General features: G+C 53.1%; 21 protein-coding genes. 16 read left to right on the plus strand and 5 right to left on the minus strand.

The genetic code is table 11. From position 1 onward, the window contains the following. Positions 1-278: 278 nt before the first annotated feature. From JF44_RS0110105 to JF44_RS0110155, 11 genes are all read left to right on the plus strand, one after another. Complete coding sequence (locus JF44_RS0110105; RefSeq protein WP_033068831.1) at positions 279-953, plus strand: DUF5610 domain-containing protein; 675 nt, start codon at positions 279-281, stop codon at positions 951-953. Between the two features lie 318 nt (positions 954-1,271). Further along, entirely contained in the window at positions 1,272-4,532 is a 3,261-nt protein-coding gene (locus tag JF44_RS19945; protein ID WP_052065708.1) for a response regulator, read from the plus strand. A gap of 9 nt (positions 4,533-4,541) precedes the next feature. Further along, entirely contained in the window at positions 4,542-5,447 is a 906-nt protein-coding gene (locus tag JF44_RS0110115; RefSeq protein WP_033068832.1) for a GGDEF domain-containing response regulator, read from the plus strand. Positions 5,448-5,528: 81 nt separating this feature from the next. Continuing rightward, positions 5,529-5,900, plus strand: a complete 372-nt coding sequence (locus JF44_RS19950; RefSeq protein ID WP_052065710.1) for a response regulator — start codon at positions 5,529-5,531, stop codon at positions 5,898-5,900. A gap of 300 nt (positions 5,901-6,200) precedes the next feature. Next, positions 6,201-7,538, plus strand: coding sequence for a flagellin N-terminal helical domain-containing protein (locus tag JF44_RS0110125; RefSeq protein ID WP_033068833.1), 1,338 nt, complete (start codon positions 6,201-6,203; stop codon positions 7,536-7,538). Positions 7,539-7,722: 184 nt separating this feature from the next. Further along, entirely contained in the window at positions 7,723-8,601 is an 879-nt protein-coding gene (locus tag JF44_RS0110130; protein WP_033068834.1) for a class I SAM-dependent methyltransferase, read from the plus strand. A gap of 179 nt (positions 8,602-8,780) precedes the next feature. Continuing rightward, positions 8,781-9,512, plus strand: coding sequence for a 7-cyano-7-deazaguanine synthase QueC (gene queC, locus JF44_RS0110135; RefSeq protein ID WP_033068835.1), 732 nt, complete (start codon positions 8,781-8,783; stop codon positions 9,510-9,512). A 149-nt stretch (positions 9,513-9,661) separates the two neighbouring features. Further along, a complete protein-coding gene (gene queD / locus JF44_RS0110140) occupies positions 9,662-10,042 on the plus strand; it encodes a 6-carboxytetrahydropterin synthase QueD (RefSeq protein ID WP_238318423.1) in 381 nt (126 codons plus the stop codon). Then, positions 10,039-10,821, plus strand: coding sequence for a 7-carboxy-7-deazaguanine synthase QueE (gene queE, locus JF44_RS0110145; RefSeq protein WP_052065712.1), 783 nt, complete (start codon positions 10,039-10,041; stop codon positions 10,819-10,821). The genes queD and queE overlap by 4 nt, the downstream gene beginning before the upstream one ends. A 474-nt stretch (positions 10,822-11,295) precedes the next feature. Then, positions 11,296-11,577: a hypothetical protein gene (locus JF44_RS0110150; protein WP_033068836.1), complete on the plus strand. Its 282-nt coding sequence runs from the start codon at positions 11,296-11,298 to the stop codon at positions 11,575-11,577. A gap of 282 nt (positions 11,578-11,859) precedes the next feature. Further along, positions 11,860-12,189, plus strand: coding sequence for a hypothetical protein (locus JF44_RS0110155; protein WP_033068837.1), 330 nt, complete (start codon positions 11,860-11,862; stop codon positions 12,187-12,189). A gap of 39 nt (positions 12,190-12,228) precedes the next feature. Here JF44_RS0110155 and JF44_RS0110160 read toward each other — a convergent pair whose 3' ends face one another. Both JF44_RS0110160 and JF44_RS0110165 read right to left on the minus strand, forming a co-directional pair. After that, a complete protein-coding gene (locus tag JF44_RS0110160; protein ID WP_081944398.1) occupies positions 12,229-12,900 on the minus strand; it encodes a methyltransferase family protein in 672 nt (223 codons plus the stop codon). A gap of 38 nt (positions 12,901-12,938) precedes the next feature. Then, positions 12,939-14,219 carry a helix-turn-helix domain-containing protein gene (locus JF44_RS0110165; RefSeq protein ID WP_033068838.1) on the minus strand — a complete coding sequence of 427 codons (1,281 nt, stop codon included), beginning with the start codon at positions 14,217-14,219 and terminating at the stop codon, positions 12,939-12,941. A 390-nt stretch (positions 14,220-14,609) separates the two neighbouring features. Here JF44_RS0110165 and JF44_RS0110170 point away from each other — a divergent pair, with 390 nt between their 5' ends. The 3 genes from JF44_RS0110170 to JF44_RS0110180 all read left to right on the plus strand — a co-directional run bounded on the left by JF44_RS0110170 (position 14,610) and on the right by JF44_RS0110180 (position 19,702). Beyond that, positions 14,610-15,194 carry a PadR family transcriptional regulator gene (locus tag JF44_RS0110170; RefSeq protein ID WP_033068839.1) on the plus strand — a complete coding sequence of 195 codons (585 nt, stop codon included), beginning with the start codon at positions 14,610-14,612 and terminating at the stop codon, positions 15,192-15,194. 97 nt (positions 15,195-15,291) lie between these two features. Continuing rightward, positions 15,292-16,482, plus strand: a complete 1,191-nt coding sequence (locus JF44_RS0110175) for an efflux RND transporter periplasmic adaptor subunit (protein WP_033068840.1) — start codon at positions 15,292-15,294, stop codon at positions 16,480-16,482. Between the two features lie 25 nt (positions 16,483-16,507). Further along, on the plus strand, positions 16,508-19,702 hold the full coding sequence (locus tag JF44_RS0110180) for an efflux RND transporter permease subunit (RefSeq protein ID WP_033068841.1): 3,195 nt from the start codon (positions 16,508-16,510) through the stop codon (positions 19,700-19,702). 114 nt (positions 19,703-19,816) lie between these two features. Here JF44_RS0110180 and JF44_RS0110185 read toward each other — a convergent pair whose 3' ends face one another. Further along, entirely contained in the window at positions 19,817-20,596 is a 780-nt protein-coding gene (locus JF44_RS0110185; protein ID WP_033068842.1) for a substrate-binding periplasmic protein, read from the minus strand. Between the two features lie 160 nt (positions 20,597-20,756). On the opposite strand from JF44_RS0110185, the gene JF44_RS0110190 reads away from it, so the two are divergent. After that, positions 20,757-21,710: a TIGR02285 family protein gene (locus tag JF44_RS0110190; protein ID WP_081944399.1), complete on the plus strand. Its 954-nt coding sequence runs from the start codon at positions 20,757-20,759 to the stop codon at positions 21,708-21,710. A gap of 144 nt (positions 21,711-21,854) precedes the next feature. Further along, positions 21,855-22,700: a transporter substrate-binding domain-containing protein gene (locus JF44_RS0110195; RefSeq protein ID WP_156111650.1), complete on the plus strand. Its 846-nt coding sequence runs from the start codon at positions 21,855-21,857 to the stop codon at positions 22,698-22,700. Positions 22,701-22,773: 73 nt separating this feature from the next. Here the strand turns inward: JF44_RS0110195 and pssA are convergent, their stop codons facing one another. Together pssA and JF44_RS0110205 are read right to left on the minus strand one after the other, a co-directional pair. Then, positions 22,774-23,634, minus strand: coding sequence for a CDP-diacylglycerol--serine O-phosphatidyltransferase (pssA, locus tag JF44_RS0110200; protein ID WP_033068844.1), 861 nt, complete (start codon positions 23,632-23,634; stop codon positions 22,774-22,776). Continuing rightward, positions 23,634-24,362, minus strand: coding sequence for a phosphatidylserine decarboxylase (locus tag JF44_RS0110205; RefSeq protein WP_081944400.1), 729 nt, complete (start codon positions 24,360-24,362; stop codon positions 23,634-23,636). Before JF44_RS0110205 ends, pssA begins: the two co-directional genes overlap by 1 nt. Positions 24,363-24,452 lie beyond the last annotated feature (90 nt).

Here is a 24,452-nt window from a genome sequence, read left to right on the forward strand (position 1 = left end):
TCTGCGTGCAACATCAGATCGCGGGTTTTCAGCAGCAATTCCGTCAATTTTCCAAAGCCATCATGCAAAAAATGCACAGCCCGACCGCACAACAATCACCCCTGAATTGTACGACAACACTGGATTTTTCACCCAGGACATGCCATATTCAGCATAGTAATTTACCAAGTATCTGATTGCGCACGATATCCTTGTGCAACTTTGCTTGGCGAAAGTATCTGTTTTGATGATTTGAAACAGATACAGCTCTCAAAAGCTCTCGTCCAGGGAGGACGACTATGGATATCACCATTGGTGGCCTTACGTCCCAGCAATCCGGCGCCCAGTCCGGGGGATCCGTGCGCTCGGCGCAATCCTATTTACCGGGGCAAAGCGATTCTGAAAAAACCGGAAACAACGGCACGTCCGCCTTTGCGGCTGCGACGTCGGTTTCCCTGTCTTCGGAGTCTGCCAACCGCCTTTCAGCCGACAGCATCGTTGCCGCAATCAACGAAAGCCTGCAATCGACCGGCATTTCTGTTGAAAACGTTGATCCGGGCGAATACACGCCCGAAGCCGTTGCCGACCGCATTCTGGCCCGCGTTGGCGATCTGATCGCCACCAACGCCAGTTCCGAGGCCGAAGCCCGTGAAATCTTTGATCAGGCAAGCGAAGGCATTCAGGCCGGTCTTGAAGATGCGCGTGAAATCCTCGAAGGTCTTGATGCGCTCAATGACGAAATCAGCGGCAACATCAACGAGACTGAAGAACGCCTCAATGAAGGCCTTCAAAGCATCGAGCAGCGCCTGACCGAGCTGTTTAACAGCAGCGCATCAGAAGAAGCCACAACGCCGGAACGCGATGAGCAGGTCCTGCAATCGCAGGTCACCCAGACCGCACAGGCAAGTCAGGCTTATGCCGAAGCTGGCAGCAATGCCCAGCGTAATGCACCACGTTATGGCACGAACGGCTAACACCACAGATATTCTGAAGCATAAATCAGCTTACAAACCGGCAGCTTTGGCTGCCGGTTTTTTTTAACTGAAAAATTAGCCAATCAACCATCCCGCATCAGGATAGCCACCCACTTATCTCGTGCCATTCACGAATCTCTTGTGTTAGCATTGCGACTGCGAAGGAACAAAGACAGCCACCGAGTTGAAGTGAAAATTCTATTTCCCCCCTTGCGATACCTATCCTTTTGTATATGATGCCCTGCTAACTATGTGACGCAGGTTTGCGTTTCGCCGTCACCACACACCATAAAATACGTCAAAGCGAGCCCCCGCAACATGCGTAGACTAAAGCTAATCCTGATTATACTGGTATCGGTCGCGGCGATCCTGACGGCGTTTAACGTTTACGTCCGAACAGAATTAAACGGAACGGCATCGCAACAAGCCTCCACCCAAGTCAATGCAACCCTGCTTGGCTATGCTGATCAGCTTGAGCAACGCATTGTATTGTCCATCACAGTTCTGCAAGGACTGGCGGAAAAACTTGGCAAAGGGGACTATTCGGCTCGCGAAGGACATATCCTTTTAAAGCAGGCCACTGAAAGCCTTGAAATGGCACGGGTCATGGCCGTTGCTGACAGCACCGGTCAATTGGTAGTTTCGTCGCGGGGACCAACCCCACCAGACATCAACGTTAAAGACATTCCAAATGTCGCCTATTTCCTCAGCGGGGGCGACCGGCCCTGGTATTTCGGCGGTCCTGTTCTCAATAGTATCGACAATCAATGGCAAATTCTGTTTTCCGTCCCGATGCATGACGCCGATGGTACTTTGACCGGTGTAATTGCTGCGGTTATTACACCATCAGCGGTGATGGAGCCGTTTGGACGGATCATGTTGCCAGATGATCGACTGATACTGGTTAATTCACGCAACCAAACGGTTGGCGAAATTCCGTTTAGTGCCGACGACATCGGCAACAACAGCTCCTATTCGGCCGTACTCGGTCAGGCATTGGATACGGATGAAACGGTAACAACCAGAATCGACACAGAACATCAAGGCACCGTCATTGCGTCTGCCAGAACAATCGCGAACGAAACACTCGGGATTATTCTGACACGTCCGGAAAATGTGGCCTTGCAGGGATGGAAACTTTTCGAAGCTGCGGCACTTGTCGCATCAATCGGGCTTTTTGTTTTGGCCTCGATCTGCTGTTTGATTTTCTATCGCTACGATTCAATCCAGCGAAAACACATTCGACAGCTTTCGCTCTTAAACGACAAGATCAAAAAAGAATCCATCAAGGTCAATGAACTGGCCAAGGTGAAAACCGATTTTCTGGCGAATATGAGCCATGAAATCAGAACACCAATGAATGCGATCATCGGCCTGCTGCATCTACTGGGCTATACCAAGCTTACGACGGAGCAAAAGGAATATGTCCGCAAGATTTCTGATTCCGGGAAATTTTTGCTGGGCATCATTGATGATATCCTGACCTACTCGAAAATCGAGGCCGGTAAGGTCAATATCGAGAAAACCATTTTCTCGACCCATGAAATCATGGACTCGCTCTCGACCATCCTGTCGGTAAATTCGACCGGAAAGGATATCGAAGTTCTGATTTCAGTTGGCGAAAGTGTCCCGAAACATCTGATTGGTGATCCCTTCCGTCTGCAGCAGATTCTGATAAACATTGCCGGGAATGCCATCAAGTTCACCGAACGCGGCGAGGTACTTGTTGCGGTCGATATGACCCGCAAAAACGACAATAAGGTTGAACTGGAATTCCAGACCCGTGACAGCGGCATTGGCATGTCAGCTACGCAGGTCGACAACCTGTTCAAACCGTTCCTCCAGGCCGATACATCCACGACCCGAAAATTCGGCGGCACCGGACTTGGCCTGTCGATCTGCAAACGCCTGATCGACATCATGGAAGGGGATATTTCCGTCACAAGTACCGTTGGCGAAGGTACGACCTTTACCTTTACCCTGCCGTTTGAATTGCCGCAAAAAGGGCAGACCGCGGCAACCACGTCCCGCAGCGAAATGCGTGTTCTGGTCGTAGACGACAACACACTGGCCCGCGAGGTTATTGACAAAACCGCCCAGAATTTGGGCTGGACGACCCTAATTGCCAAATCCGGTGAAGAAGCTCTCGACATCGTCGAACAGAACTCTGCAGAAGGCAAAGCTTTCGACCTTATCCTGATGGACTGGAGAATGCCCGGTCTTGATGGCGTCGCCACCAGCGAGAAGATCCGAAACAGGCTTCCAGCCGATGAAATGCCGATTGTCGTCATGGTCACCGCCGCCGACAAAGACCAGTTGCTGCGTCATTCCTCGATTGAAAATGTCGATGGCATTGTTCTTAAGCCGGTAACGGAATCATCCCTGTTTAATGCCGTGATTTCGGCAAAAACCCCAGCTTCGTCAACAAACAAAGGTCACGAACTTGTACCGGAAAACGTAAAGCCGGATGGTGAACCCTGCCAATTGACCGGGATCCATATTCTTTTGGTTGAAGACAACTATATTAACCAGGATGTCGCAATCCATATCCTGGAAATGGAAGGTGCGTCTGTCACGCTTGCCGAGAATGGCCAAGTCGCGGTGAACAAGGTCGAAGATGACAGCAACAGTTTCGACGTCATCCTCATGGATCTTCAAATGCCGGTAATGGACGGCCTGACCGCGACATCGGAAATCCGTAACACATTGGGCAACACTGACATCCCGATCATTGCCCTGACGGCAGGCGTGTTTGATAGTGACCGCGAGAAATGCTTTGCCGCAGGCATGGATGGTTTCATCAGCAAACCATTCCGCCCCGCAGATATGGTCCGCCTGATCCTTTCCAAGGTTCCGGAACACGATAGAAAGACCCAAGCCCGCAATTCTGGGGCAAGCGACCAGCAGCCGTTCAAACCCACGGCAACCATTGAAAACACCCAAACCGCAAAAGACGATGCGACAATGAAGCCCGGCCCGGCAACCAATGCACCCGCATCAAGCCGCGGGCTTGTGATTGACCGGAAACAGGCACTCGAAATGCTTGGCGGAAATGAAGAGCTTTTCCAAACGCTGAGTGCGCATTTCATCGCATTGTATCAAAATGTTTATGATGACTTTGCAGCGGACGTGGAAAATCAGAATATCGAAGAACTCGGAAAACGTGCCCATAGCCTGAAAGGCGCAAGCGCATCAATTGGCGCGAACGCCCTGCAGTCTGTGTGTAGCGAACTCGAAAAACAGGCACAACTCAATGATCCGGATAATATCGACAGCCTGATGGCCGAACTAAAGACCGAAATTCGATCAGTTCTGCTGGAACTGGGCGGCGAAGATATCAACGCGGCAACAACCAAAGAAAACGCAGGCCCGTCAAGCGCGGCCCCGTCAAGCAACGCACTTGAAGAACTTCGGGCCGCGCTTGAAACCAACAACCTTGCAGCATTGCGCATGATTGATGACCATGCCGATGCCCTTATTTCCATAGTCGGCACAGATCAATTTGAATTGGCAAAATCACATATCGAAAAACTCGATTTTGCAAATGGATTGAAAATATTGCCTGAAAAAGCGGAATAACCCGAAGACATGAACACACCTCAGGCAGGTCGCATCCTTATTGTTGACGATGATCCAATCGTGATCCGCGTCCTGGCATCAGCGCTTGGCAACTACGCCACCCTGATGTTTGCAACCTCGGGCAGCGAAGCGTTGGAGATGATCAAACGTCATGATTTTGACGTCATCCTGCTTGACGCGACCCTGCCCGATCAAAGTGGGTATGATATCTGCAAAAAGATCAGTTCCCAGCTTGAAAATGACGGTGTGCAAGTCATCTTTGTCACCGGGCGGACGGAAATTGACGCAGAAACACGGGCGTTAAGCTATGGTGCCGTCGACTTCATTCGCAAACCTGTTAGCGTCCCTGTGGTTCAGGCACGGGTCAGAACGCATCTTACGCTGAAACAACGTACCGATCAGCTCAAGCTGCTCTCGCGTATCGATGGTCTTACGGGCGTGGCCAACCGTGGCGAATTTGAAGCCGTCTTAAAACGGGAATGGGCAACCGCCCGCCGTCAGCAAACCATGCTTTCATTAGTGTTTTTTGATATCGATCATTTCAAAAAGCTAAATGATACGCTTGGCCATCAGATCGGTGACGACCGTCTGCGTGCCGTTGCACAGTTACTTGCATCGGCGATTAGCCGGGGCAATGATCTTGTTGCACGTTATGGCGGCGAAGAATTTGTCATGCTCTTGCCCGGCGCACCGCTGTCGTGGGCGCAATCAATGGCCGAAACACTTGTCGGGAAAATTTACTCGGAAAATCTTCCCCATCCCAAAAGCCCCTTTGAACGCATAACACTAAGTGCCGGTGTCGCATGCGTTATGCCAGAAGACGATCAGTATGACTCCCTGATCGAAAAGGCCGATCAAGCCCTGTATAAGGCGAAAACCAAGGGACGCAACACAGTCGTCAGCTACACCCCCTGAGACAAACATCCAAGACCGAAACGTATCATGTTATATGTCGTTTCCTAATCTGATTGCACATACTTGGAGCGGGCAAACAGCATGTCGGAAAAACGCAATATATTGCTTATTGAGGACGAACTTGTCAGTCAGGCTCTGTTAACAGCAATCCTTCACAAAGAAGGGTATGACGTCTCGTCCGCGACCAATTATGACGATGCGCTCAAGGCATGGAAGACCACAGCTTTTGATCTGATCATTTCGGATTACTATCTCGAAGGCGAGAAAACCGGCGCCGACGTCATGCGCGATATCCGCACAGAAAACACGACCGTTCCTGCCATCGCACTGAGCCTTGCCGAAGATTCCAGCTCACTGGATGCAATCAATAATGCCGGTTTTAACTTTCACCTCAAGAAGCCGGTGGATATGAAGATTTTAACCGCCGCCTTGACGGCCTTGTTAAAAGACTGATGTGATTTCCCAAGCCAATACTCACGGCCAAGCCAACCAGCCCTGTTGCTGATATTTGGGGCACATTGCATCAATTCTCCGGTCATCCCCCCTCTATCTCAACACTCGAAACCAACATTTTGCCTGCCTACACTTAAGGTTAGGACAAAATATTTCATTTATTTTCAATTGCTTAAATATAAACTATACCTAATATTAGACGTTGCAAATAATCAAAACCTAAAGTAGAGTCCCCTGAACAAAAGCTCATGTAGAGCTTTGCATAAATTACCGCTTTCTATGTTCAGGCAGGACTGTGATATGGCGATAAACATCATTTCCAACCATGCGGCCAATATGGCCCAACGAAATCTGGCCGCCTCTCAGGCGGCAGCGACAAGATCGCTTGAAAAGCTTTCGGCTGGCGCACGGGTCTTGTCAGCGCGCGACGATGCCACATCCTATTCAATCGGCACACGCCTTAACGCGACACTCGAAAGCCTTAAAACAGCCGGTACCAATGTCGGACAAGCCAATTCGATGTTACAAATTGCCGATGGGGCGCTGGAAACAATTGATTCAATTCTGGTGCGTATGAATACGCTGGCATTGAAAGCAACGTCGGAAAATCTTGCACCGTCGCAATATGGCTTGCTCAATGAAGAGTTTACCCAGCTTCGCGATCAAATCACCCAGATCACCGCTTCAACCAATTTCAATGGCGTCCAGCTATTGGGGGATAACGTTTCCGTATCTTTTGATAAATCAGATCTGAAGGCGGGTGGTTCTGCCGATGCTTTGGCGATTGGCAACGGTTTCAGCAACATCGAAATAACCGATAACAGTTATTGGGCGACCGATGGCAACGACAACGGCCTTGGTGACAACCGTCTTTCCATCGATCTTGCGAAAGTTGGCAACAGGATAATGATGGTCAGCACCGCCGAGATTGACGGGGCGGCATCAGATTCAAGCCAAAGCATTGATGTAACCGACTATATCACCGGTGGTGCCAAGGAACTTGCGACGGGCGAAAGCACAACCCTGAGCTTTGCCGATGTTGGCGTTAAGGTCAGATTGAATGCGAATATCGCTACAACCATTGCCAACGCCCTTGCACAAGGATCAGATGGCGCTGGCGCAGATGGCAACACGGCCAACCAAATATTTGGCAGCACGCCGCTTGTTTCTGTTCTGGCAGATCAGGGGGAAAAACTTTCAGACAAGATTTCTTTTCAGATCGGCCCCAATAATGCCATGAGTGATCGCCTTGCGATTTCACTTGATCGGGTGGACCCGCACGCCCTGGGAACAGGTAGCAACGGGGCGGAAGAAAGCCTTGCTGATCTTGGCGGAAATGCCATTTCATCACCGGGGAATGCTAAAACCGCTCTCAAGGCGGTTGCACGTGCCATTGATGATTTGCAACGCGCACGATCCAATGTCGGCACCTATCAGAACCGTTTGGACTTTGCCACCAACTCCCTTTCCGCATCCGAGGAAAATGTGAAAGAGGCGCGCTCCAAACTGCTTGATCTTGATGTCGCCGCCGAAATGACAAACTTCATGTCCCATCAGCTTCTGATGGAATCCGGTGTGGCGATGCTCGCCCAAGCCAACCAACGCTCACAAGATTTGTTGCGGTATTTCGAACGCTAACGCGTTTTCATTTGCGATCCTGCAAAAAGCCCCGTGCCTAAGCATGGGGCTTTTGCCTTGCGCCCCGCCCCCTTAAAACTTCCCTTAAACAGCAGCGCATTTACCTCTATGGTCAGGACAACAGCACAAAGAAGAACAGGCTAGAATAGGCTAGAATAGGCTAGAACAGGGAAGCACGTTAAATATGACCACCCCACCCTCAACCACCTGGCACCACCTTTCCTCAGACTGGATCAATTGGGCGGATCGCCTTGCCCCCGCAGCCGAAAAAATCAACCGTCATATGCTTGAGGCCACTGACCTTGAAGGTCTGGCTGCATCCCGCAATGGCGCACCGCTTGACGTTCTTGATCTGGCATCCGGGGTCGGAGAACCGGCCTTTTCCTTTGCCCGCGCACTGGGTGGTAGCAGCCATAGTAGCGCTAACATCGCCGGAATTTCAGGCCATGTGACAGCAACCGATATCGTACCGGACATGTGCGATGGTTTGGCCGAACGCGCCGCCGAGGAAGAAATAGCCAACATCACCGCCCTTCCGGCCAATATGGAAAAGCTGCCCTTTTCCGATCAATCCTTTGATATTGTGTCGTGCCGGTTTGGTGTGATGTTTTGTGATGATCCCGATCTGGCGCTGCGTGAAGCCCATCGGGTTTTACGCCCCGGTGGGCGGGCGGTATTTATGGTGTGGGCGCCCTTGGTGGATAATCCGCTGTTTGCTGCCATGGATGCAATTCTGGGCAATATTCTTGGCATCGGGTTCGATCAGGCCGGGCTTGATCCGTTTTCGTTTGGCAATGTCGATCAATCCATGAACAGGCTTGAAGATGCCGGTTTTACCGGTATTGAGGCCACCAGCCACAACCCGGCCGGACGTATCCCCGAAACCGCAGCCTTCTGGAAGCCACAGATGGATATGCTGTTTGGCAATATCCTGCGCGATGCATCGGATATGGATATGGGTGCGATTAATGCAGCAATGTTTGAAACACTTTCGCCCTATATCGAGGACGGCCATTTTCAGGTTCCGATTTGTTTTCATGTGCTTAGCGCAAAACGCACCTGATCACGGCACTCTGAAAACCTTCTCGCAACGCCAAAACCAAGGAAATCCGCCCGCCTTCGCACAATAGGCTTGCGGATTTTTTCTTGCGTTTTTGCCAATGGCGTGGCAAATGCCCGCCTTGAAGCGATCATCGCTTCCCTGTCGTAGCACCAGGTTAAAAACACGAAAGACTAAACATCATGAAGACGATTGTCGTCTGCTCTGGCGGGCTGGATTCCGTCACGCTGGCCTATAAGGTCGCGCATGAGCACAGCTTGCATTCCCTGATTTCATTTGATTATGGCCAGCGCCATAAAAAGGAACTCGATTTCGCTGCCCGCACGGCGCGCGATCTTGGGGTCAAACATCACATTGTTGACCTGACCCCGGTTGGCGCCCTGTTGGGTGGGTCGTCGCTGACCAGCGATGATATCGACGTACCCGATGGCCATTACGCCGAAGAAACCATGCGCATCACTGTCGTCCCCAACCGCAATGCCATCATGCTGGCGGTTGCCTTTGGGGCAGCGGCCAGTGCCGGGGCCGATGCGGTCGCCGCAGCCGTACATGGTGGGGATCATTTCATCTATCCCGATTGCCGTCCGGATTTCATCAACGCCTTTCAGGCCATGCAGAACCACGCGCTTGAAGGGGTCAAGGACGTATCGCTTTATACCCCGTTTGTGAAGGTCTCCAAGGCCGATATCGCCGCCGAGGCAGGCCGACTGGGTGTGCCGATTAACCTGACATGGTCGTGCTATAAGGGAGGGGATACCCATTGCGGGCGCTGCGGCACCTGTGTTGAACGGCGCGAGGCACTTGAACTTGCACGCGTCAAGGACAGCACCGTCTATCAGGATCGCGATTACTGGAAACAGGCCCGTGCCGACCATATGGCGCGCAAACTAGGCCCCCCTGTCGAGCTCCAATAGCGCCGTAAAATAATCCTCATACAATTTCATTTGACGCCATGGATGCCCGCCTGCGCGGGCACGACGGATAAACGGTGAACCCGTGTGGTTTGGCACTGTCACCCGCGCGCAAGCCGGGACCTCCAATCCGCATGTACGGGGCCGTATAAATGGACAAATTCGAAAGACAACAGATGTTTACCATCACCAAGCAATTTGCCTTTTCCGCCAGCCACCAGTTGGCCGGGCTGGACGATGATCACCCGTGCGCGCGGCTGCATGGTCATAACTATATCGTTGAGGTGGAACTAAAAGGCGCCACCCTTGATGAACGCGGTTTTGTGCGCGACTACCGCGAACTTGGCCCGCTCAAGCGCCTGATTGATGATGAATTTGATCACCGCCACCTTAATGAGGTGCTGGGTCATGACCACCCCACAGCAGAACAGCTTGCGCTGTTTTTCTATGACTGGGCCCATGACCGCTGGCCCGAAGTCTCGGCCGTGCGTGTGTCGGAAACCCCGAAAACCTGGGCGGAATATCGCCCATGACGCACCACAACCCGCAACTGGCGCACAGCAAGGATCCCCGCGACAAAATCCGCATTTCGGAGATCTTTGGCCCGACCGTGCAGGGTGAAGGCACATTGATCGGCATGCCGACCGTGTTTGTCCGCACCGGGGGCTGTGATTTTCGCTGTTCCTGGTGTGATACGCTCTATGCGGTTGATCCGGCGTACCGTGCCGACTGGAAACCCATGAGTGCCGCCGACGTTCTGGCAGAGGTCAAAACACTTTCCGGCGGGAAGCCGATCCTGATCACGCTATCGGGCGGCAATCCGGCGATCCAGCCATTGGGCGACCTGATTGCCATGGGCAAGGATCAGGGGTTCACATTTGCGATTGAAACCCAGGGCAGCATTGCAAAGGACTGGTTTGCGGATCTGAACTTCCTGACCATCAGCCCGAAACCACCAAGCGCCTCGACCGATTTTGATGCAGATGCGCTTGCTGCGTGCATTGATGCCGCACAGGCCAATGGCATGCTTGAAGGTCCGGCGATCACACTTAAATTCCCGGTCTGTGATGAAGCCGATCTGATGTTCGCCGATTATGTGAGGAACCTTCACATTGGCATTCCCGTCTGCCTGCAACCGGTCAACACCACGCCTGCCGAACCGCACCCGGACGGGGCGAACGGAGTTGATATCGACGGGCTGACCGAACGGTATCGCTGGCTGGTTGATAGGGTCGCCAAACGCAAATGGTTTGATGTGCGCGTGCTGCCGCAATGGCATGTGCATGTCTGGGGCAATCTACGCGGGGTGTGATTGCACGGCCCGCATGAAAATATATTTTATACGAAATAGCTGATCCTTTTCAGAGAGATCGGCATTTCATGGCATGGGCCGCCCACCGCACAGATTGCTTTCCCTGTCGGCGCGCCCCATTTTCATATTGTGGCGCATTGTGCGCCATCTTATGGAAAGTTCACATCATGTCATTTCGCAGTTTTTCTGAAACGCAAGCGAACTCGGTAAAGAAACCAGACGCCAAACCGGCAACTGGCGCACCGATTGAGACACCCGCCCCAAAACCAGCGTCCGCAAACCCCGATGCGGCCCCAACCCCGCATCAGGGCGCGAACGACTGATTGTTCGGCTCGGAGGGGCACGCCCCTCCGACGCCTTGCGTCAGATACGGGCACACAGATCATTTAACCGATCTTTGCCGGGCCATTGCAGCTTCGCCTGACATGGACAAAGCTCTTTCCAAACAAATTATAACGGGGGTTACCCTGCGCCATGACCATTTCCCGAATGTCACAGAAAACGGTCACGTTCCAGCATCCGTTTCAGCTTCACGGGCGGGGTGAGATTTTCCCTGCCGGAAGCTACGTTGTTGATACGACCGAAGAACTTGTCGAAGGCGTTTCTTTCACCGTTTACCGTCGGGTTGCGACCCAGCTTCATATGAAAAGCAGACAGCACGGGATGCTGTATGATCGCCTTTTGGACATCAATCCGATTGATCTTGATTTTGCCCTTGTGCAGGACGCCGACCCTGACCGCCCGGCACATCACTGATCCCAATAACCAAAAACCAAAAAAGCCGAACAAACTTGGGATCAGGGCTTCTGGATTCTAGGATTTCAGGGGGGATTTGCACTTTTGCGACAACCTGACCATATAAAGGATGAGGCCTGTTTCACGTAAAACTGGCAAAACAGTCCTCATGTTGCTTCAGGGCATCTGCCCGCGACCATGACCTGACGCAGCGGGAACACGGGCCCTGTCAAACTGCCGGACCATGACGCGCGCTCCAGATACTGCGCTGAAACGTTCCGGTTGCTCGAAGGAGCCACGATTATGAGCATTACCCGAACAACACACCGCACGGTGACGTTCTTTCACCCGTTTCATTTGCCCGGGCATACCGGATTGCTTCCGGCCGGTGAATATGAAGTCGACACACTGGAAAAACTTGATCCCGACGCCCCCAGCCGGAGCTACATCAAGCTGGAATGTCACGTCCATCTCTGGTCGGTGAAGGAACCATCGGGCGGCGCAAAAACGCTTAAGGTTGACCCCGGCGCGCTTGAGGCGGCCATTGCACTTGATTCCGATCCCATGCGCGAAGAAGAACGCACCAAAATGATCAAATCCTTTGGCGGCACACCAACCGATGATGCCGCCTGATCGCCACAACATGATCGCGTCCCAACGATCCAAGGCCGCCTATGGCAACCAGATCAGCGGCACAAGCCACGCCTGATCCTGTAATAGTTTGATGCCTTCAAACACCGGTACCGCCACCAGAAACCAGCAGGCATCGCGAATGGTGGTCAGAAACAAACCAGGCTTGATCACAAGATCATTCTCATCACGCCACATCATCAGTTTTGGCCCAAACCGCGGCACGGCCTGACAATAGTCGTGAAACGCCGAACCAAACCGATCAGCCAGCATGGCTTCTTCATGTTCGACCACCATGCGAAACACCAGCCAGCACCCCAAACAAAACAGCCCGGCAATCACAAGGCTTCCTGTCTGCGCCCCGGCCCCAAATGCGCCCATAAAGCTGAACACATACAGCGGATTTCGACTGATCGAATAGGGCCCGCGTGTCACAAGTGCGGTTTTCTTGCGCCCGCCAATATAAAGCGCACACCAGCCCCGCCCCAGAATGCAAAGCGCAATGGCGATGATCCCGACCGCCTCGATGGCGTCGTGCCAATCATGGTCGCGATCAAGCCACGCGCGGGTAAAACAAACCAGACACAGCAAAACCAATACACCGATGCGCAACGTCCGTTTGCGTCGCTGTTGAATGCGTTGCAAATCCTTGCACGCCTTGTGGCTTTTTGTGACTTGGCTAGAAGCAGTGGCAAATGTCTGATGATGGTCCATAGCGGCCCCCAATGTTGAACTGGGGATAGCATCATCAATCATCCTGCCTTTGGCGTCCGATACTGTTGATCCGGTCGTGTGATTGGTATTTCGGACGGCTGATCTTGCCCGGTCGTGGCCTGCCTTGCCGCTTCGCGCACGGCACTTGGCGTTTCGCCGGTGATTTTCTTGAACGCCAGATTAAAGGTCGATTTCGAATTAAACCCAACGCTTAGCGCAATGTCCAAAATGGTCCGTTCGGGTTCCAGCACAAGAACCGAACGGGCTTCTGCCACCCGGGCAGCATTGACGAAATCAAAGAAGCTTTTACCGACATGATGGTTAAGCACATAGGAAAGCTGATTGGGTGTCACCCCGACCGCACGGGCAAGTTTTGGCAATGAGACCAATGGATCAAACAGGATATCACCGCGTGCCTCAATATCGTTAAGCTGTGAAAGCGCCCGTGTGACCCCGTCTTCATCAAGCAAGGGTCGAATTGGCCCCCCATTGGCAGCGGTTACTTGTCCGTTGGTGTCATTCTTTCCATCGTCAGAAGCCGACGACGCATCAGACATTCCACTGGATGTCTGTGCGACATCGTCATCGAAAGGCCAATCGGCCATGACAAACAACGCCGGCTGGGTGGCGATTTCATAGCTCATGGCAAACAGGATCAGCGCAAAGGCGATTTCTGTACCAAACATTTCGCCACTGTCGTTCTGATAAAGTCCGACAATCTTGCTGACAGCCAGTGTCATGAACATAAATGTCAAACAGCCAAGGATAACGCCAACCCACCGCTGCATGGCCTTGCGGTCTGCGCCAAGCTGTTCTTCGGTTTTGCGTAAATACCGCGATGCCACGCGCCAGACCAATGCCATATAAATGCAGGCTTGGACAAAAATTCCGCCCCAGCAGAAGCCCCCGACCAGATCGCGCACCTGATAGCCATCTACCCATAATACCGAGCGTCCCCCATCATGGGTAACCACCCAGGCGAGCAGGTTGAACACGACAAGCGGCAGGATGAAATGCCCCCAAGCACGGCCGCATGGATTGCCCGAAATTTCGCGGAAATAAAGATAAATCGCCGGTGCAATGGCGAAGTTCATCGGCCCAAAGATCAGATCAAGGACACCTCTGAGATCTGCGGCGACAAATTGTTCGAGAACGTCTTCGACCAGGTTAAGCGCGATGGCGGCAATAAACAGCATCATCCAGCGGTTGGCCGCAAAGGCACGTGCGCCTTCTGATCGCAGGACCAGACACAGAAATACCACCTGTACCAACCCGACCGCGGCAACCACGACACTTGCATAATCCATCCAACCGGTCATTCCGGCTTACTCCTGCTTTTATCCAATTATGACTTGGTCGGGCACAGCAGTGCCGTTCGGACCGCCTATATCGTTTCAATAGACACAATCGGACACAATCGGCGTCCGATTATGCACAGGCGGACGCATTGGCACGCTGTTTTTGTCAGCTTTCTCAATAACGAGCCATGGCGCAACGAGATCAGATTTCCTGATCACGATGTAACACAAAGCAACACAGGATCGTCCAAATAGAAATACCGTCACAAAAATTTCCACCATATTCGATTGACTATATCGAATTGATATATGATAGTCCGTCATATATCGGATTGATATAAACTCTTTGGCACCTTCCCCCGCCAAGGCGCGATCAATCCGGGGGAAACAAACAAGGATACTGGTCTGAACATGGATGTACGCACATTATGTCTGGGTGCCCTGATGGGCGGCGAGGCAACAGGATATGAAATCCGGAAAATGTTTGAGGATGGCACGTTCAGCCATTTTCAGATTGCGTCCCTTGGTTCGATCTATCCGGCCCTGACCAAGCTGACTCAGGACGGTCTGGTGACGTTCGTTGAACATGAACAGGAAAACCGGCCTGACAAAAAGATCTATCAACTGACTTCTGAAGGGCGCCGGTCTTTTTTGCGCACCCTATTGCAGACACGTCCGGGTGAAGACCGGTATCGGTCCGACATTCTGTTTATGCTGACCTTCGCAGAGGAAATGCCGCTTGAACTGACCGAAGCCCTGATTGACGAATTTGCTGCCCGCCATCAAATGATGAGCCAGCAAATTGACCCCGACAAGGACGACGGCACAGATGCACAGGGGTCGCGATGGCACGATGAAGATGGCAATCCGAAACCGGGATGCTGCTTTGTCGCCGGGTTGGGACAGGCAATGTGCGATGCGACGCTGAAGTTTATTCGTGAAAACAAACAGGGTCTTCTCGACCAATTGAAAAACTACAAAGCCAATAAATCTTGATCGGCATGAAAGACAGCATCGCCATAAGAGACGACGCTATGACGTGCCCGGGGTAACAAACGCTGTCCGGCAACGGAATATTTGAGGGAACAAGAAAATGAATGCTTCACGCCTGATTGCCATCCTTTTGGTTTTGGGGACCGTTGTATGGATCGGCAGTGCCTATTTTTCTGATGATGAAGCCACAGAACAGGCAGCGGCATCCGATGCGGAAACCGGTGATGCATCAGCGTCGTCAGAAAATGGCAACACCAAACCACATGCCAGCGTGCGCACCATCACCAGCCGGGCCGTTGATCATGTGGACCACCTGCGCATCACTGGACGTACCGAAGCCGTCATTTCCGTTGAAATCCGCGCCGAGACAGAAGCCCGCGTGATTGAAATCGGCGCGATCAAGGGGCAGGCCGTTCAGAAAGGCGACCTGATCGCACGCCTTGATGTTGGCGACCGGCAGGCACGCGTTGCCAAGGCACGCGCCCTTGTCGCGCAGCGTGAACTTGAACATACCGCAGCCGAAAGCCTGGCCGAAAAGAACTACCGCTCCAAAACCGGCGTTGCCCAGGCGCTTGCCCTTCTTGAAGAAGCCCGTGCCGATCTGACCATTGCACGCACCGAGCTTAACAACACTGAAATCCGCGCCCCGTTTGATGGCATCGTCGAAGACCGGCCAGCCGAAATCGGTGACCTTCTGTCAATTGGCGATCCGCTGGCGACCCTTATTCAGGCCGACCCGATGCTGGTTGTTGCCCATGTCCCCGAACATTCCATTCGCGCCATTGATCTTGGTCAGCTTGCCGAAGTGACCCTTTATGACGGCAGCACCCATAGCGGTATCGTGCGCTATACTGCGCGCGTTTCAGATAACGATACCCGCACGTTCCGGGTCGAAGTCGAAATGGAAAACACCGACCTTCGCATTCCTGATGGCATGACCGCCGAACTTGAAATCCCGATTGGCACCAAACGCGCCCATCAGGTGATGTCATCGGTACTTACACTCAATGACGAAGGCGAACTTGGGGTTCGTGCGATTGTTGACGACAACAAGGTTGATTTTCTGCCCGTTGAATTACAGGGCGGAACCCGTGACCATATCTGGATCGGTGGCCTGCCCGAAGAGTTCGAACTGATTGTGGTCGGTCATGACTGGGTCACGGAAGGTGCGACGGTGGAGGTTGTACACCTTGAAACCGACGAGAACGGTGAGCCGATTTACCGGGATGCAGATCAAAGCGATGATCACAGCACGGACACCACCACCCTTTCAGAAAAAACCGCGCAATAAGCGCGTGTCATGAGGAGATCAAAAAATGTCCCTGATTGATCACGCGCTGAACCGTTCGCGCACCGTTATACTGGTTCTGTTCCTGCTTCTGGTGACCGGCTGGGTTGGCTATAACACCATCCCGAAAGAAGCGGACCCGGATGTCCAGATCCCGGTTCTTTACGTCACCATGCATCATGACGGCATTTCACCCGAAGATGCAGAACGTCTGCTGTTGCGCCCGATGGAGCAGGAATTGCGATCCATCGAAGGTGTCAAGGAAATGAGCTCGCAGTCCTATCAGGACGGGGCATCTGTCACGCTTGAGTTCTATTCCGATGTCGAAATCGACGAAGCACTAGCCGATGTGCGCGAACGCGTCGATATCGCCAAATCCGAATTACCAGATGACACCGATGATCCCGAGGTTCACGAGGTCAACCTGTCTCTGTTCCCGGTTCTGGTTGTCACCCTTGCTGGTGATGTGCCCGAACGCGCATTGCTGCGCATCGCACGTGACCTGAAAGACGCCATCGAAGGGCTGCCTGCCGTCCTCGAAGCCAATCTGGCAGGGGATCGTGAAGAACTGGTCGAATTCATTATTGATCCGATGAAGATCGAAGCCTATCGCTTAAACGGGATCGATATTGTCACCCTGGTGCGCAATTCAAACTCACTTGTCGCCGCCGGTGCGGTTGATACAGGTAACGGCCGCTTTAACATCAAGGTCCCCGGCCTGTTTGAAAGTGTAAGCGACATTCTTGACATGCCGCTTCTGGTCGATGGGGATTCCGTGATCCGGTTCCGTGACATCGGCGATGTGCGCCGGACCTTCAAGGATGCCGAAAGTTTTGCCCGCCTGAACGGGGACCCGGCGATTGCCATCGAGGTTTCCAAACGTGTTGGCGAAAACATCATCGAAGTCATTGATGCCATCAAGGCCACCACAGCCGAAGCACAACAGGCCTTTCCCTCCAACCTGACGGTCAGCTATTCGCAGGACAAGTCATCAGACATCCGCACCATGCTGACCGATCTGCAAAACAGCGTGATCCTTGCGATCCTGCTGGTGATGGTGGTTGTGATCTGGGCGCTTGGCTGGCGGTCGGGCCTTTTGGTCGGACTTGCCATTCCCGGTTCTTTCCTGACAGCCATTCTTGTCCTTTGGGGATTGGGCATGACGGTTAATATCGTTGTGTTGTTCAGTCTTATTCTGGCTGTCGGGATGCTGGTTGATGGTGCGATTGTGGTCACGGAATATGCCGACCGCAAAATGATCGATGGCCTGCATCGCAGCAAGGCCTATCCGCTTGCGGCAAAACGCATGGCATTGCCGATCATTGCATCGACCGCGACCACATTGGCCGCCTTCCTGCCGCTGGCTTTCTGGCCCGATATCGTCGGCGAATTCATGAAGTTCCTGCCGATCACGGTGCTGTTCACATTAACCGCATCGCTTGCCATGGCCTTGATCTTTGTGCCGACCGTCGGTGCATGGTTCGGTAAACCGGGCAGTGCCAGCAACGAAAGCCTTCAGGCCATCGCCGCCGATCATGCCGATGACATCGAAAAGGTCAAAGGCGGCACAGGTTTGTATGTACGCATGCTTAAGGGGGCGTTGCGGTTCTATTGGATTGTCGTGCCTGCGGCCTTTGTCATCCTGATCACGGTTTGGGGAACGTTTGGCCAGCTCGGCAAAGGGGTGGAATTCTTCCCGTCTGTTGAACCGGAAGTCGCGGTTGTGCAGGTCCGCGCACGCGGGAACCTGTCTTATTATCAGCAAGACGATCTGCTGCGCGAAGTTGAAAACCGCATTCTGGCCCTTGATACCCATCATGAAGGCGAGAACTGGTTTGATACGGTCTATGCCCGTTCCGGTTCCGGTGCCGGGGGCAATGAGGCGGCCGAGGACGTTATCGGCGTCATTCAGCTTGAATATGCCGATTGGCAAGCCCGCCCCAAAGCCACCGAAATCGAAAAACGTATTCTGGCTGAAACCGCCGATCTGGCAGGTATTCGCATTGAAGTACGCGCACAAGAAGCCGGTCCGCCGCAAGGCAAGGACATTCAGATTCAGTTGCGGTCCTTCTATCCTGACCTTCTGGATGAAACAGCCACCACATTGGTAAACGGTCTGCAGGATATGGGGGGGCTTTATAACTTCGAAGACGGCAAGTCGCCCCCGGGCATTGATTGGGAATATACCGTTGATCGTGCGCAGGCGCTAAAATTCGGGGCCGACATCAACCAGATTGGCAATGTGGTCAAACTGGTGACCAACGGGATCAATTTTTCGACCTACCGCCCGGATGATTCCACCGAGGAAATCGACATTGTTGGCCGCTATCCGGCGAACTACCGATCCCTTGACGAGTTGCAAAACCTCAAGATCGTGACCGACAAAGGGCTTGTCCCGCTTGCCAACTTCATCAAACGCACACCGATCCCCAAAACCGGCACGCTGACCCGTGTCGACAGCCGCCGTGCACTGACTGTTAAGGCCGATGTGCAGGAAGGTGTTCTGGTGGATACCAAGCTTGGCGAAGTCAAAGAGTGGATGCAAACCCTTGAAATTGATCCGCGTGTATCGGTTGAATTCAAGGGGCAGGATGAAGAACAGCAAAAATCGGCCGAGTTCCTTCAGAATGCGTTTTCGGTCGCGCTGTTTATCATGTTCATCATTCTGGTCACCCAGTTTAACAGCATCTCGAGTTCGCTTCTGATCATGATCGCCATCATCATGTCGACTGCTGGCGTGTTCCTTGGTCTGATGATTACGGGGCAGGCCTTCTCGATTGTCATGAACGGGATCGGGATCGTTGCCTTGGCCGGTATTGTCGTGAACAACAATATCGTTCTGATTGACACGTTTGACCGGCTTAAACACACCGCCGGCAGTATCGAGGCCGCGATCCTGCAAACCGGCGCACAACGTTTGCGCCCGGTGATGCTGACCACGGTCACCACCATTCTAGGCCTTGTGCCCATGGTGCTTCAGATCAACATCGATTTTGCCCATCGCGCGGTAACGGTCGGCGCCCCATCCACACAGTGGTGGGTACAGCTTTCGACCTCGATCGCATTTGGTCTGGCATTCGCCACGGCCTTGACCCTGATCTTCACGCCTTGTGCCTTGATGATGCGTCACAAGTTAGGGGGCGGGTTGCGCAATCTGCGCCCGAAGATTGCAAAATTGTTCAATTCGATGATGTCACGCAACAAGCCACAGGCATCGAACTGACGAAATAGCCGCGCGACTTTTCCCCCGACCCCGCCGCGCGGTTATGCCGGCCCCCTTCACCGGGGGCCGGTTTTTTTGGCTATGAGTGAATTGGGCCTTAGGCTCAGGACCGGGTTAGTTGGACGACACAAAACCACCAATGGCCCAGATACGGTCATAGTCACCGCGACGCTTAAGGGCGTCCAGGGCATTGCGCAAACTGCGCACCACGATCTCATCTGTTGTCAGGCTGGCGGCAAGATACAGTTCGGTTGAAAGTTCAGGAACCTCGGCCACGACTTTCAAACGCATGTCATCAACCGCCAGCGCCTTCGCGCGATAGGGCAGCGACAGGGAGTCCCCCGCCACCAACTCGGCACGCCCGGCATACAACATGCGAATGGTCGCCTCTGCCGAGGGGGCCTTGACCACATCAAACCCCGCATTTTCAAGGTATTGCGCTTTTACATCACGCATTTGCCCGGCAACATGAAAGGCTTGAAGCCTGCGCCAGCTTTCCACTTCGGGCACATCATATCCATCAAGCGAGAACAATCGAACGTGATACGGGGCGACCGTCCCGATCCACTGAAACTGTTCTTCGCGGTCCGGACGCCGTGCGATGCTGAAAATCAGGGTATTGGGCATGCGCTTGGCTGTTTCATAGGCGCGCGCCCATGGCTCAACCCGAAGCAGGCATGTCAGTTCCGCCTCTTCACAAATACGGTGGACAATATCCACAGCAGGGCCGCTCGCCTGATCGGTGTCTTCTTGATAGACGACATAGGGCGGGAACGGCGTGGTCATGACAGTGATGTCACCAGCGGAACTTACCCCTGGCAAGAACCCTGCAACATATGCAATCAGTCCGGCAAGAACCGGCCCCAACACCACCTTTGATGGATAGTCCTGCATGTCAGTATCTCAAAAAGACATTATAATCTTCCAAGTATAGATTAAATCAAGTCTGTATCACGCGTAAATACACACTTTGCTAAGGGTTTTGGCCATATCGTAACCAAGAGTGCAGACCAAATAGAGAACAAGATCAGAAAACCGGGAATGGGAAAATGTAATGGCATGGCATTTACGGGCCGTTGCAAAATCATGGATAGCCGGAGCAATATTTGCTCTGACTTTTCTTGCATCCCTGGAAACAAAAGCTCAGACTTCCGGTGACAATACCACCATAATCTGGGCCATTCCCCCGCTTGCACCAGCATTCATCTGGCATGACAATACCCTTAAAGGTTACGCCGCAGACACCCAGGAATGGTTTACAAGCCGACTTCCAGATTACGCCCACAGCGTCCTTGAAGTGCCGCTTGCGCGGTTGTTGGCAGAAATGAAGAATGGTGCAGAAGGCGAACTACGCTGTTCGACAACCCTGATCCCCACAGCAGAACGGCGTGACTACATTGTTTTTGCCAAAACCGTCTTGCTGCATCTGCCAAATGCTGTTGTCATCCGCGCAGGAGAAGAAGGACGATTTGATCCTTTCCTGACCGTGGAAGGCCATGTCGATCTTGACCGTTTGCTGGCCACAGGTGATCTTCAAAGCGCTGTCCGCATCGGGCGGGCCTATGGCACGCGCATTGATACCGCGCTTGCCCGCCACCAGAACGCCGCACAGGTCATGACTGTCGCCGATGACACCAAATTCCTGCGCATGCTTGAGCTCAACCGGATTGACTGGACGCTCTATTTCCCGTCAGAGGCGGAATATTACCGCCGCGAGCAAACCCCAAACCTTGAAATCAATGCCCTGCCCGTGGCCGGCAACACCACCTTGCTTGAGGCCACCATTGGGTGCGCCAACACACCGGCCGGACAAAAAGCCATCGCAGAAATAAATGCCATCATCGATCAAAACCCGACCATGCCCTGGACGGATTTCTATGCCCGATGGCTTGGCCCGAACGACCGGGACTGGTTCTTTGCCGCACGCGATCAGTATATTAATTCCGATCATTTCGAAACGCGCCTTGAATATAATCCCGCGACAACCGGCACATCACAAAAGCAATAAGTATTTGCAATGCAACAAAACAATCCCCTTATAAGTAGTTGTAACACTAATTAGGGGATGGAGATTGCCGGAATGCTTCCGACAGGATTGCATCAAATACGCACGTTGGTCCGATACATATGCACATATGTGTTCGGGGCGATTGTGGGCATTGCAACGCTTGTGAACGCAACGGCACAAGGCGCAGAGCAACCTGAAGTCACATGGGCCGTGACACCTTTGCCACCTGCCATGCTTGAACGTGATGACGATATTGTCGGCTATGGCATTGATATCCTCGACTGGTTTTCTGACAGGCTGCCGGACTATCACCAGACCAAGGAAATTATCCCCCTGGCCCGGTTGCTAAAGACGCTGAGCGGACCGGGTACTTTTTGCGCGTTTGGCATGAACGCAACCCCCGAACGTCAGCAGTTCCTGCATTTCACCGATGTTGTCCAACCCCATTTGCCTGTCAGCCTGATTTTAGATGCATCGCGTTCAGATCAACTCAAAAACTATTTGAACACCGATGGGGATGTGGACCTTGAAAAACTGATCATCCACAGCAAGCTAAATGGCGTCTTGCGATCACAGCGTTCCTATGGCCCGGAAATTGATGCGATCCTGCGCCGGCATGTCGAAAATCCGCGGATCACCCATATCGGCAATGATGCCAATTTTTTGCAATTGATTGCACTTGGTCGAATGGACTGGACGCTGTATCTCCCGGCGGAAGCCGAATATTACCGCCGCACGAAAGTACCCGAAGGCGCGTTTTCAAGCTGGAACATTGCGGGGAATGATCAACTCATGCCCGCATCAATCGCATGCAGCAAAACACAAACCGGCAAAAACATTGTCGATGCGATTAATCTTCTGATGCAAAACCATCCGGAAATGCCGTGGACGGAATTCTATTCGTCCTCATTGTCGGCATCTGACCAGATCCGTTATCGAAAAGCGCTTAAGGACTATACCAATACACGCACCCCGGTTGCCCCGAACTAACTTCAACAGGTCGATGACATGGACACAAAAAAGGCCGGCATCACTGCCGACCTTTTGAAATGCTTGTCTTGCATCAGTTCTGATGGACGCGGTTCAATCCTTCGTGAGGATCGTCATCCGGTTCGCCGTCATCATCTTCTTCGTCAGCCTTGTCTTGATCCTGCTGGTTTTCAACCCCCATCCGGCGGTACGACCGATAGGACAGCGGCATGGTGATGAAATAGATCGCGGCAATCGCCGAAAGGGTCAGCCACGGCGATGACACCAGAAACGCAACCGACGCCCCGAATGCCAGCATCAGCGGCAGAACCCAGGCGCGCGGCACCTTGACCTTCTTGAAACTAAAGGTTGGCAGACGCGACACCATCAAGCACGCGATCAGAACACCATAAGGTGCGACGATATAGGGGCTGTCAAAGATACCTTCGCCAAACTGGAAGGTCAGAACAATCGGCCACATCGACAGGGCCGCTGCCGCCGGGGCCGGAACCCCGGTAAAGAAGCGATAGGCCCATGTCGGCAGTTCCGGCTCACCCAGCATCTGCGTGTTGAAACGTGCCAGACGCAACATCATGCAAACCGCAAACAGCAATGACAATGCCCAGCCGATCGAACCAAATTCATGCAGCGACCAGAAATACAGCATCATCGCCGGGGCAACGCCAAAGCAAACAAAATCCGAAAGGCTGTCAAGTTCAGCGCCAAAACGACTGGACGCATTAAGCATCCGGGCCAGTCGGCCATCAAGGCCATCAATAATCCCGGCAATCAGAATGGCGGCAACGGCGGCCTCCCAACGATCCTGCATCGCAAAGCGGATCGAGGTCAGACCGGCACACATCCCCATCATCGTCGCCACATTGGGCACCAGCCGTGTTAACGACAGTGCCTTGAAGCGACGGGGACGACGGGTTGGTTCGATGCCGCCTGCCATTATCGGATCTCCCCGACTGCGGCGTCCTTGTCCTTGACCGAAACATCGGCCAGCACGGTTTCACCAGCAATCGTGGTTTGCCCGACAATCACGTTGGGCGACACACCTTCGGGCAGATACACATCAACGCGTGAGCCGAACCGAATAAGACCAAAACGCTCACCTGCCTTAAGCAGGGAACCGGTGCCGACATCACACAGGATGCGTCGTGCCACAAGACCTGCAATCTGGACCACACCAAACTCGCGGCCTTCCTTGTCACGCACCAGAAGGATCTGGCGTTCGTTATTGTCGGACGCCTTATCAAGTTCTGCGTTAACGAATTTGCCCGGCACGTAAGCCTCGCCGACAATCTCGCCATTGACCGGGCAGCGGTTCACATGGACGTTAAACACGTTCATGAAAATCGATACGCGGGTGCGCGGGGTTTTGTCGTCAAGCTCAAGTTCCTTGGGCAGTGGCGCCTGCGAAATCATGCAAACACGGCCATCGGCCGGTGAAATCACCAGATTTTCATCGGTGGGCGTAATACGATCCGGGTCGCGGAAGAAATACGCGCACCAAAGTGTCAGGATCACGCCGATCCAGCCCAGCGGTTCCGCAATCAGGAACAAGCCCACAGTGACCGCCGCAAAGATTGCAACGAATTTCCAGCCTTCCGGGTTGATCGGCACAAGAACGGATTTCAAAGTCTTTTTTCCCTGGTTGCCATGGTTGGGCGCATCAATTTGGTAACATGTCTATTGTGCGGGCGCGTTCTTAGCATCTGGTTGATATAAATGCCAACGCAACCCTCGATAAACTGTTTGCCCCAAACA

The organism is Thalassospira australica, assembly GCF_000763295.1.
GTDB lineage: Bacteria > Pseudomonadota > Alphaproteobacteria > Rhodospirillales > Thalassospiraceae > Thalassospira > Thalassospira australica.

Coding starts and splice junctions, on each gene's coding strand:
- JF44_RS0110105 (WP_033068831.1), top strand. CDS start 279: ATGGATATCACCATTGGTGGCCTTACGTCCCAGCAATCCGGCGCCCAG.
- JF44_RS19945 (WP_052065708.1), top strand. CDS start 1,272: ATGCGTAGACTAAAGCTAATCCTGATTATACTGGTATCGGTCGCGGCG.
- JF44_RS0110115 (WP_033068832.1), top strand. CDS start 4,542: ATGAACACACCTCAGGCAGGTCGCATCCTTATTGTTGACGATGATCCA.
- JF44_RS19950 (WP_052065710.1), top strand. CDS start 5,529: ATGTCGGAAAAACGCAATATATTGCTTATTGAGGACGAACTTGTCAGT.
- JF44_RS0110125 (WP_033068833.1), top strand. CDS start 6,201: ATGGCGATAAACATCATTTCCAACCATGCGGCCAATATGGCCCAACGA.
- JF44_RS0110130 (WP_033068834.1), top strand. CDS start 7,723: ATGACCACCCCACCCTCAACCACCTGGCACCACCTTTCCTCAGACTGG.
- queC (WP_033068835.1), top strand. CDS start 8,781: ATGAAGACGATTGTCGTCTGCTCTGGCGGGCTGGATTCCGTCACGCTG.
- queD (WP_238318423.1), top strand. CDS start 9,662: ATGGACAAATTCGAAAGACAACAGATGTTTACCATCACCAAGCAATTT.
- queE (WP_052065712.1), top strand. CDS start 10,039: ATGACGCACCACAACCCGCAACTGGCGCACAGCAAGGATCCCCGCGAC.
- JF44_RS0110150 (WP_033068836.1), top strand. CDS start 11,296: ATGACCATTTCCCGAATGTCACAGAAAACGGTCACGTTCCAGCATCCG.
- JF44_RS0110155 (WP_033068837.1), top strand. CDS start 11,860: ATGAGCATTACCCGAACAACACACCGCACGGTGACGTTCTTTCACCCG.
- JF44_RS0110160 (WP_081944398.1), bottom strand. CDS start 12,900: ATGGACCATCATCAGACATTTGCCACTGCTTCTAGCCAAGTCACAAAA.
- JF44_RS0110165 (WP_033068838.1), bottom strand. CDS start 14,219: ATGACCGGTTGGATGGATTATGCAAGTGTCGTGGTTGCCGCGGTCGGG.
- JF44_RS0110170 (WP_033068839.1), top strand. CDS start 14,610: ATGGATGTACGCACATTATGTCTGGGTGCCCTGATGGGCGGCGAGGCA.
- JF44_RS0110175 (WP_033068840.1), top strand. CDS start 15,292: ATGAATGCTTCACGCCTGATTGCCATCCTTTTGGTTTTGGGGACCGTT.
- JF44_RS0110180 (WP_033068841.1), top strand. CDS start 16,508: ATGTCCCTGATTGATCACGCGCTGAACCGTTCGCGCACCGTTATACTG.
- JF44_RS0110185 (WP_033068842.1), bottom strand. CDS start 20,596: ATGCAGGACTATCCATCAAAGGTGGTGTTGGGGCCGGTTCTTGCCGGA.
- JF44_RS0110190 (WP_081944399.1), top strand. CDS start 20,757: ATGGCATGGCATTTACGGGCCGTTGCAAAATCATGGATAGCCGGAGCA.
- pssA (WP_033068844.1), bottom strand. CDS start 23,634: ATGGCAGGCGGCATCGAACCAACCCGTCGTCCCCGTCGCTTCAAGGCA.